We start from the raw sequence: 9,153 nt of genomic DNA on the forward strand, positions 1-9,153 counted from the left end.
TCTTGACCACCCACCAACCCCCGCGCGGGCGGGGGCGGCTTTCCCACCCCAGTCCCTACCTGTCCCCCCCCCCCCCGCCCCCGCGCCCCCCCCCGCGGGGGGCCCCCCCCGAGGGGGTGCCGGGTCCCGTCCTCACGGACGGTGCCGGATCCCGTGGGGGTCATCTGTCCGCCTGCCCCCGCGGGGCGCAACCATGCCCCCGATTTTCGGGGCTCCCGCACCGCCCGTCATCGCACCCGCCCATCCGCACCCGGGGGCTCCGCCGAGGAACTGCGCCGCCAGGACCCCGCTTCGCCCGCAGGGCTCGTCCGCGGACGCCGGACGGGCCTGGACACGCGGCCCTGCTTTCACCCCGTCAGGCGCGCGAGAACGAGGCCGTCCAGGTCGAAGCGGGGGTCCGGGGCGGGAGCGGTGGACCGGGGGCGGAGTGGGGGCCGGGAGCGAAGCGGGGGGCCGGGAGCGGAGCGGGGGGCCGGGAGCGGAGCAGGGAGCCGGGAGCGGAGCAGGGAGCCGGGGGTGGAGCCCTCCGGGAACACCTCCCGCCACTCCACCCCCTACACCTCAGCGCGTACACCCCCGCTGTCCCGACTTCAGCGTCACGCACGCCTTCGCCTCACCCGCGTCCTTGACGGCGATCATCGGCGTGTAGGCGTCCGTGTCGGCGTCCACCGAACCTTTCTGCCCGGGCGCGCCCTCCGCCGACACCACGACCGAGTCCCCGGCCACGGCCCGCGTGATGCGGGCCCAGGCCGCGGCACAGGTCTTGCTGTAGCGGACCTCGACGAGCGTCGTACCGACGGTGATGCTGGTGGGAGTGGTGGCCGACTGCCCCCCGCAGCCCATCTTCTCCGGGTCCTTGCCCGTGCAGTCGCTGCCGCCGCACTTCACCCCGGCCGGCAGGTCGGAACGGACGGCGGACGGCGTGGCCGCCTTGGGCGTGCTCCGCTCCTTCTCGTCCCCGCCTGCGCCCGTGAGAAGAACGGCCACGGCGATCACGACGAGCGCACCCACGACACCCGCGAGGAACATCGTCAGCCGCCGCTTGCGCCGCGCCCCGTCGGTCGACGCCCCGGCCGACGCCCCGCCGGCCGGCCGGGCACCCGCCGGCGGACCCCCCTCGGACGCGGCGGCCCTCGCCGGACCGGCCGTCACCGGCGGCCCGAACCGCCCCGCGTCCCCGGACGACGGCGTGGCGACGGCCCCCCAGCCACCACCACCCCGCGAAGCCCCTCCGGAGGAGGCCCCGCCGGATGAGGAACCCCCGGCCGCCGAGTCCTCCACATCCGTCGCGGTCGGCTGCGCCGGTACCGACGGCACCACGCCCGCGGGCCCGGCGATCCCGGGCATCACGGTCGCGCCGCGGCCCTTGCGGACCTGCCGGCCGTCGCTCCCGTTCACCGGGGGCGCCCCGAACTCCCCGAGCGCGGCCCGCGCCTGGGAGATACGGATCGCCTCCATGGTCATGTCGTGGCGCATCTCCGAACGGCTCCAGGCGCGCTCGGCGAGCTCCCACATGGTGGTCAGATGAACGGGACTGCTCCCGGTCACCTCGGCCAGGGCGACGACCGCGCCCTTGGGTGCCAGGAGCCGGCCGTTGAGATACCGCTCCCAGGACGTCCTGCTGTAGCCCGTACGGTCGGCCAGCGCGCCGACACTCAGCCCGCTCCGGTCGACCAGTCTGCGCAGCTGGACGGCGAACTCCTTGACCTGCGGATCGAGTTCATCCGGCAAGGCCTTCCAACGAGGCATTGCTCTTCCCCCCCCTGCTTCTTTCCCCCCGTGCGTGCCTGACATTTCCCCCCGCGCGGCTCCCCCGGGCTCCCCCCGCCGCGTGCGGGCGAGGGAATGGCCCATCGCCGCCGAGTCCCCGTTCTGGTTACCCACAGGGATGCGCCCGGCCAGGACCTCAGTTCCCGGAACGGGGGCGCACGGGAGCGTTCGGGCCGGAGCATGCGCCGTTCGCACGCCCGCCGGGCCGCGGTCCCAGTGTCCCATTTCCCCCGCGCCGGCCAAACGGATTCGCGCCCTCCGCACGGATGTGCTCTCGGCCCCCGTGCGGGACGCACAGGACGCGCGGGACCGTCCCGGCCGTTCACTCCGACGGGACGGCCGGGACGGGTCATCCCAGGGCGACGGCGCCCGCGACGGCGACGAGGAGGAGCGCGAGGACGAGCAGTGCCGCGTAGAGCAGGAGACGTCCGGTGCGCGGGCCGGACGGAGGTTCCTCGTCGAGCAGGTCCCACCACGGAAGCGTGGGGTCCTCCTCGTACCCGCCCGCGCCCGCGGGGTCGTCCACGCCCTGCCGCGCTCCACCCTGTCCCCCCTGTCCGGCGTGCACGCCGTGCGTGCCGTGCGTGCCGTGCGTGCCGTCGTGTCCCTCGGGGGCGGGTCCGCCCACCGGGAGACGCGAGGGCGTGGGCTCGCGGGGCCAGACCCGCACCGCCAACTCCCAGCGCACCCCGTAGCGTTCGGCCTCGGCGCCGGTGAGACCCGCGACCCGGCACAGGGCGGCGACCGCCTGGCGGGGCGGCGGCTGGGTCGCGTTGAGGTAGCGCTGCCAGGACGACTTGCTGTACGCGGTGCGCGCCCCGAGCGCGACCAGGCTCAGCCCGGTGCTGTCCTTGAGCAGCCGTACCTGCTCGACGAAGTGCCGTACCTCCGCGGGAAGTTCCTCCGGCAGCGGCTGCCAGGCACCCATCGCTCACCCACCTCCCGCGGCGTTCGGGAGGCGTCGTCCGCCTCCATGCTTCCCCGTGAGCGAGGGACGGCTCCGGACGGTGGGCCGGTTCCCGTCACGCGGCGCGGACACCGTGGCGGAATGGTCACTTCCGTGCCACAGCGAACCGTCGGCTGTTGTCCAGCCCGTTCCGGTGCAGAAGGGTTGTCCCCGGGCGGCCCGGCCGCCCGGCCGCGGCCCGTCCTTACTCGGGGGAGAGGACGGGTCGCGGCGCCGTGCGCGGACGGCGCGGTGGTCTCAGCGGACCGTGAAGTGCAGCGTGTCGTCCAGGAACGGGATCACCAGCCACGGATTGGGCTGTGCCATCAGCGCGAGCAGCACGATGGCGAGGCCCAGCACGCCGTACGTGACCATGTCCGTGAAGCGCGAACGGACCGCGAGCATGCCGACGTCGGGCAGCATCCAGCGGATCACGGCACCGGCCAGCAGCGCGGCGCCGATCAAGATCGTGCCGAACCGGAACGCGTCGAGCGCGACCAGCAGCAGACCCAGCCCGACGGCCGACAGCACGGCCAGGATGGGCCACTGGCGGGCCGGGGCCGGGGCGTCGCCCGATGCCGCCCGGCCGCCGCCCTCGGGCCGCGCGGTGTCCCTCGTGAACAGCGGGAAACGGCGGGTGGTGCGGCGCGGCCGCCCCTCGGCGTCCGGGGCACTCACGGCGTCGATCGCAACGGGGTCGCCCTCGGCCTCGGCCGCCCCCACGTCGTCCCCGGCCTCCGCGTCGTCCCGGGCCTCCGAGCCGCCCCCGGCCCTCGCGCCGTCCGGGACCCTCGCGTCGCCCTTGGCCTCCGCCGCCACGGCCCGCTCCCCCGCCACGCCCTCGGCCCGTACCGGGGCCGCACCCTCAGCGCGTACCGGGGCCGCACCCTCGGCGCGTACCGGGGCTTCCGCCCCGGCCTGCGCCTCCTGCACGGCCGCCGAGGCGGAGTCTGCCCTCTCGGAGCCGCCGTCAGCCGACACTGCGCTCCGCCGCTTCCACCACGTTGACGAGCAGCTGGGCACGGGTCATCGGGCCGACGCCGCCCGGGTTCGGGGAGATCCACGCCGCGACCTCGGCGACATCCGGATGGACATCACCGACGATCTTGCCCTCGGCGCTGCGCGAGACACCGACGTCGAGGACGGCGGCGCCCGGCTTCACGTCCTCGGCGCGGACGAGGTGCGCGGAGCCGGCCGCGGCGACGATGATGTCGGCGCGCTTCAGGTGCGCGGAGAGGTCCCGGGTGCCGGTGTGGCACTGGGTCACCGTCGCGTTCTCGCTGCGCCGCGTCAGCAGCAGCGGCATCGGCCGGCCGATGGTCACCCCGCGGCCGACGACCACGACCTCCGCACCCTTGATCTCCACGCCGTAGCGGCGCAGGAGGGTGAGGACACCGTTCGGGGTGCAGGGCAGCGGGGCCGGCTCGTTCAGCACGAGGCGGCCGAGGTTCATCGGGTGCAGTCCGTCCGCGTCCTTGTCCGGGTCCATCAGTTCCAGGATGCGGTTCTCGTCGATGCCCTTGGGGAGCGGGAGCTGAACGATGTAGCCGGTGCAGGCGGGGTCCTCGTTGAGTTCCCGCACCACCGCCTCGATCTCCTCCTGCGTGGCGGTCGCGGGCAGTTCACGCTGGATGGAGGCGATGCCCACCTCCGCGCAGTCGCGGTGCTTGCCCGCGACGTACTTCTGGCTGCCGGGGTCGTCGCCCACCAGGACGGTCCCCAGGCCGGGCGTGACGCCCTTCTCCTTCAGGGCCGCCACGCGGACGGTCAGATCGGACTTGATCGCGGCTGCGGTGGCCTTGCCATCGAGAATCTGGGCGGTCATGGTCCCCATCCTCCCGGATGACGCGGTCCAGGTTCCAATCCGGGGCCGCGGCGGCCGTCCGGCGGCCGATTCGCCCGCATCCGGCCGTGATCACCGGTGTTGCGCTTGAACAACACCTATGGAATGGCGCTGGACAAGTAAGAGTCTGCTAAAGAACGATGAGAACACAGTGTCGCGGGCAGTACCGGGGGGACGGACCGCTCTGCAGAAACACCTCCGAACCCGTGCCGCGCCCAGTCCCCGCACCAGGCAACGGAGGAACCCGCCATGAGTTTCGGCGACCCGAACAACCCCTACGGCCCGCCGCCGCAACAGCCCCCCACCGCGCCGCCGGGCGCTCCCGGTTACGGATATCCGCAGGCTCCGCCCAACCTGCCGCCGCAGGGCTACGGTTACCCGCAGCAGCCCGGGTACCCCGGCTACCCGGCCGGCTACCACCAGCCCCCGCAGACGATGCCGGGGCTGCTGATGACGGCGCGCGTCTTCCTGTTCATCATCTCCGCGGTGCAGATCCTGGCGGCGCTGGGCTGGTTCTACGTCGCCGCCATCGCCAACGACGTCTCGGACGCGGCGGACCGCTACAGCTCGACGTCCAACGACCCGTTCAGCTCGTTCAGCGACGGCGCCGACATCGCGACGGGCGTCCTGCTGCTGATCGCCCTGGTCGCGGCGGGTCTGGCGGCCCTGTCGATCACCCTGGGCGTGAAGTTCGGCCGGGGCGGTCAGGGCATCCGCATCACCGCGGTCGTCTACGGTGCGCTGGGCGGGATCTTCGGCCTGATCATGCTCTTCGTGGGCCTGGACTCCGGTATGGCCTCCGCCGTCATCTTCCCGCTGATCTGGGTCGGCTTCGCCGCCGTCATCACGGCCGCTCCGGTCGTGTCCAGCGGCACCGCCTGGTTCGCCCGCCCACGGTACTGAGCGGTTCACCCACGAGGGCCGTGTCCACCCCGTAGCAGGGGGGACACGGCCCTCGTGTCTCCGGCCGACGTCCACTGCCGCCCAGCGATCCGCGATCAGCGATCAGCGATCAGCGATCAGCTCAGCGTTCAGTGGTCGGTGCTCAGCTGGTCGGTGCTCAGCGCTCAGTCCTCAGTGGAAGAAGTGGCGCGTCCCGGTGAAGTACATCGTGATGCCGGCCTTCTTGGCGGCCTCCACGACCAGCTCGTCGCGGACCGAACCACCCGGCTGCACCACGGCCCTGACACCCGCGTCGGCGAGGATCTCCAGGCCGTCGGGGAACGGGAAGAACGCGTCCGAGGCGGCGTAGGCACCGCGGGCCCGCTCGGCGCCCGCCCGCTCGACCGCCAGCTTCGCGGAGTCCACACGGTTGACCTGGCCCATGCCCACGCCGACCGAGGCGCCGTCCTTGGCGAGCAGGATCGCGTTGGACTTCACCGCGCGGCAGGCCCGCCAGGCGAAGGCCAGTTCGTCGAGCTCGCCCTGGCCGAGCGCGTCGCCGGTGGCCAGGGTCCAGCTCGCCGGGTTGTCGCCGTCGGCCTGGAGCCGGTCGGTGACCTGGAGCAGCGCGCCGCCGTCGATCTGCTTGACCTCGACCGGGTTGGCGGGCGCCCGGTGGGCGCGCAGGACCCGGATGTTCTTCTTCTTGGTCAGGGCTTCGAGCGCGCCGTCCTCGTACTCCGGCGCCACGATGACCTCGGTGAAGATGTCCGCGACCTGCTCGGCCATCTCCTTCGTCACCGGCCGGTTGACCGCGATCACGCCGCCGAACGCGGAGAGCGGGTCGCAGGCGTGCGCCTTGCGGTGCGCCTCGGCGACGCTCGAGGCGACCGCGATGCCGCACGGGTTGGCGTGCTTGATGATCGCGACGCAGGGGTCCTCGTGGTCGTACGCGGCACGGCGCGCGGCGTCCGTGTCCGTGTAGTTGTTGTACGACATCTCCTTGCCGTGCAGCTGCTCGGCCTCGGCGAGGCCGCCCGTGCCGTCGACGTAGAGCGCGGCACCCTGGTGCGGGTTCTCCCCGTAGCGCAGGGTGTTCTTCCGCTCGTAGGTGTGCCCGAGGAAGTCGGGGAAGCCGCTGGTGTCGGCCGCGGCGTAGTCGTCCGCGAACCAGGAGGCGACGGCGACGTCGTACGCGGCGGTGTGCTGGAAGGCCTCCGCCGCGAGCCGCTTGCGGGCGGTGAGGTCGAAGCCCCCCTCCTCGACGGCGGCCAGGACGGCGGCGTACCGGTCCGGGCTGGTGACGACGGCGACGGACGGGTGGTTCTTGGCCGCCGCGCGCACCATCGAGGGACCGCCGATGTCGATCTGCTCGACGCACTCGTCGGGCGTCGCGCCCGAGGCGACCGTCTCACGGAACGGGTAGAGGTTCACCACGACGAGGTCGAACGGCTCGACGCCGAGCTCGGCGAGCTGCTCCCGGTGACTGTCGAGCCGCAGGTCGGCGAGGATGCCCGCGTGGACCCTGGGGTGCAGGGTCTTGACGCGGCCGTCGAGGCACTCGGGGAAGCCGGTGAGTTCCTCGACCTTGGTGACGGGGACGCCGGACGCGGCGATGCGGGCGGCGGTGGAGCCGGTGGACACCAGCTCGACACCGGCCTCGTGCAGCCCGCGCGCGAGCTCTTCGAGCCCGGTCTTGTCGTAGACACTGACGAGCGCGCGCCGGATGGCCCGCCTGGTGCCCGCAGTGCCCTCGGCCGTGACTGTGCTGTCGGCGGTCACTGGATAACTACCTTTCGTCCCTCAATGCGATAGCCGTTGCGGGCGAGCCGCCCCACGACATCGACGAGCAGTTCTCGCTCGACTTCCTTGATGCGCTCGTGCAGAGCGCTCTCGTCGTCCTCGTTCCGGACCTCGACCACGCCCTGGGCGATGATCGGTCCGGTGTCGACGCCGTCGTCGACGAAGTGGACGGTGCATCCGGTGACCTTCGCGCCGTACGCGAGCGCGTCGCGCACGCCGTGGGCCCCCGGGAAACTCGGCAGCAGGGCGGGGTGCGTGTTGACGAACCGCCCGCCGAACCTGGCGAGGAACCGCTTCCCCACGATCTTCATGAAGCCGGCGGAGACCACGAGGTCGGGCTCATGGGCGGCGACGGCCTCGGTGAGCGCCGCGTCCCACTCGTCCCGGGTGCCGTAGTCCTTCACCCGGCGGACGAAGGTGGGCAGCCCCGCCCGCTCACCGCGCGCGAGCCCCTCGATGCCGTCACGGTCGGCGCCGACGGCCACGATCCGGGCCCCGTAGCCCTCGGGCCCGGCCTCCGCGACGGCGTCGAGCAGTGCCTGCAGATTCGTGCCTGATCCGGAGACCAGCACGACGAGGCGCTTGGCCTTGGCCACGACGGGGCCCTTTCTCGGGGGAGCGTTTGTACGGTCGTACGAATGCTTCGCGCCCCGGGATACGGGGAAGTCTACGAACCGGCCGACCGTCAGCAACGATACCGGCACACCGGGCAGCCCCCACGGGACGGGGGCGTGGCCGGAAGGTAGCGTCTGCGGAGGAACCTCCCGGGAACACCGTTCGGCATGGGGAACGCCCTGTGTCTGCGGGACGTTGACCAGGGACGGACAGGAACATCCGGGGCACGCCCCGGGGACGAACGTCCGGGGTACGAGCCCTGGGTGCGAGTCCTGGACAGGAAACCCGGGGTACGCGTCGCGAGCACGATGCCGTGTGGACACGCAGCCCGCCAGAACCACCAAGGGGAAGACGCACACCTGATGCCGGACCGCAGTCTCCGACTCCCTCCGCTCCTGCTGCGCGAGCGGCGCCCTTCGCCCACCCCGCCGCAGGAGAACGGGGACGCGCCCTCGGGCGGGGGCGACTCCTCGGGCGGACGTGGCTCCTCGGGCGGGGGCGGCTCGGCAGGGGGGAGCGGCTCGGGGTCCGGCTCCGGCCCCGACGACCACAATCCGTTCGCTCCGCCGCCGGAGGGCACGCCCGACCGGCCCTGGCAGCCCAGACGGCCCGCGGGCGGAAACAGCCCGGACGAGAACGGCGGCTCCGGGCAGCACTCCCCCTGGGGCAGCCAGTGGAGCGACCAGCAGCCCGGCCGTTCGACCGGCGGCGGCTTCGGCGAGCGGCCCGGGGCCCCGCAGGGCCAGGGCGGCGGCCCGGAGGGACCCGGCGGCGGTCCGGGCTCCGGAATGCGCTGGGACCCGACGGACCCCACCCAGCGCCGGGCGCGCTACGCGCTGCTCTCCGGCATGTGGGCCTTCTTCTTCGCCCTGTTCAGCTGGCCGTACGTGGCCCTGCTGCTCGGCGCGCTCGCGCTCTACTGGGGTGTCAGCGCTCTGCGCGCCAAGCCTCGCAAGCCTGACCCGGACGCGCCCGCACCCGCGGCGCCCGACACGAACAACCGGCCTCAGACGACCGCGGCCGTCAGCGGTCTCGTCACCGCGTCCCTCGCCATCGTCATGGTCGCCGCGACGTTCTCCGCGCAGCTCGTCTACAGCGACTACTACTCGTGCACGCACGACGCGCTCACCAACGCGGCGAAGCAGTCCTGCAACGAGCTTCTTCCGAAGGAGCTGCGCGGCCTGTTGGGGACGCAGAACTAGCGCGTCCCCCTCCTGGGGGCTGCCGCCCCCAGACCCCCGCTCCGGCCTTAAGGGCCTTGTCCTCAAACGCCGGACGCGCGGTAATATCCTGT

At 73.1% G+C, this 9,153-nt stretch carries 8 protein-coding genes; 2 read left to right on the forward strand and 6 right to left on the reverse strand.

The genetic code is table 11. The annotated features are described in order from the left end of the window. Positions 1 to 561: 561 nt before the first annotated feature. From ACFV2J_RS15115 to ACFV2J_RS15130, 4 genes are all read right to left on the reverse strand, one after another. Positions 562 to 1,749 (reverse strand): XRE family transcriptional regulator, encoded by a 1,188-nt coding sequence (locus ACFV2J_RS15115; RefSeq protein WP_385097093.1) that lies wholly within the window; start codon positions 1,747 to 1,749, stop codon positions 562 to 564. Positions 1,750 to 2,119: 370 nt separating this feature from the next. Beyond that, entirely contained in the window at positions 2,120 to 2,698 is a 579-nt protein-coding gene (locus ACFV2J_RS15120; protein WP_385097096.1) for a helix-turn-helix domain-containing protein, read from the reverse strand. Positions 2,699 to 2,974: 276 nt separating this feature from the next. Next, on the reverse strand, positions 2,975 to 3,439 hold the full coding sequence (locus tag ACFV2J_RS15125; RefSeq protein WP_385438952.1) for a DUF3017 domain-containing protein: 465 nt from the start codon (positions 3,437 to 3,439) through the stop codon (positions 2,975 to 2,977). A 247-nt stretch (positions 3,440 to 3,686) separates the two neighbouring features. Further along, entirely contained in the window at positions 3,687 to 4,541 is an 855-nt protein-coding gene (locus ACFV2J_RS15130) for a bifunctional methylenetetrahydrofolate dehydrogenase/methenyltetrahydrofolate cyclohydrolase (protein WP_385095555.1), read from the reverse strand. 267 nt (positions 4,542 to 4,808) lie between these two features. Between ACFV2J_RS15130 and ACFV2J_RS15135 the strand changes: the two genes are divergently transcribed. After that, the gene (locus ACFV2J_RS15135; RefSeq protein WP_385095558.1) at positions 4,809 to 5,462 is read left to right on the forward strand and encodes a hypothetical protein; all 654 of its coding nucleotides are present in this window, start codon (positions 4,809 to 4,811) and stop codon (positions 5,460 to 5,462) included. Positions 5,463 to 5,633: 171 nt separating this feature from the next. On the opposite strand, the gene purH is transcribed toward ACFV2J_RS15135, so the two are convergent. Together purH and purN are read right to left on the reverse strand one after the other, a co-directional pair. Next, positions 5,634 to 7,223: a bifunctional phosphoribosylaminoimidazolecarboxamide formyltransferase/IMP cyclohydrolase gene (gene purH, locus ACFV2J_RS15140; RefSeq protein WP_385095561.1), complete on the reverse strand. Its 1,590-nt coding sequence runs from the start codon at positions 7,221 to 7,223 to the stop codon at positions 5,634 to 5,636. Continuing rightward, complete coding sequence (gene purN / locus ACFV2J_RS15145; RefSeq protein WP_385438938.1) at positions 7,220 to 7,840, reverse strand: phosphoribosylglycinamide formyltransferase; 621 nt, start codon at positions 7,838 to 7,840, stop codon at positions 7,220 to 7,222. The genes purH and purN overlap by 4 nt, the downstream gene beginning before the upstream one ends. A gap of 381 nt (positions 7,841 to 8,221) precedes the next feature. On the opposite strand from purN, the gene ACFV2J_RS15150 reads away from it, so the two are divergent. Further along, positions 8,222 to 9,061, forward strand: a complete 840-nt coding sequence (locus tag ACFV2J_RS15150) for a hypothetical protein (protein ID WP_385095567.1) — start codon at positions 8,222 to 8,224, stop codon at positions 9,059 to 9,061. The last annotated feature ends 92 nt before the right edge of the window (positions 9,062 to 9,153 follow it).

This window comes from Streptomyces sp. NPDC059668 (assembly GCF_042734135.1).
Classification (GTDB): Bacteria; Actinomycetota; Actinomycetes; order Streptomycetales; family Streptomycetaceae; genus Streptomyces.

Excerpts from the sequence above, each read along its gene's own strand:
- ACFV2J_RS15115 (WP_385097093.1), bottom strand. The coding sequence starts at position 1,749 with ATGCCTCGTTGGAAGGCCTTGCCGGATGAACTCGATCCGCAGGTCAAG.
- ACFV2J_RS15120 (WP_385097096.1), bottom strand. The coding sequence starts at position 2,698 with ATGGGTGCCTGGCAGCCGCTGCCGGAGGAACTTCCCGCGGAGGTACGG.
- ACFV2J_RS15130 (WP_385095555.1), bottom strand. The coding sequence starts at position 4,541 with ATGACCGCCCAGATTCTCGATGGCAAGGCCACCGCAGCCGCGATCAAG.
- ACFV2J_RS15135 (WP_385095558.1), top strand. The coding sequence starts at position 4,809 with ATGAGTTTCGGCGACCCGAACAACCCCTACGGCCCGCCGCCGCAACAG.
- ACFV2J_RS15150 (WP_385095567.1), top strand. The coding sequence starts at position 8,222 with ATGCCGGACCGCAGTCTCCGACTCCCTCCGCTCCTGCTGCGCGAGCGG.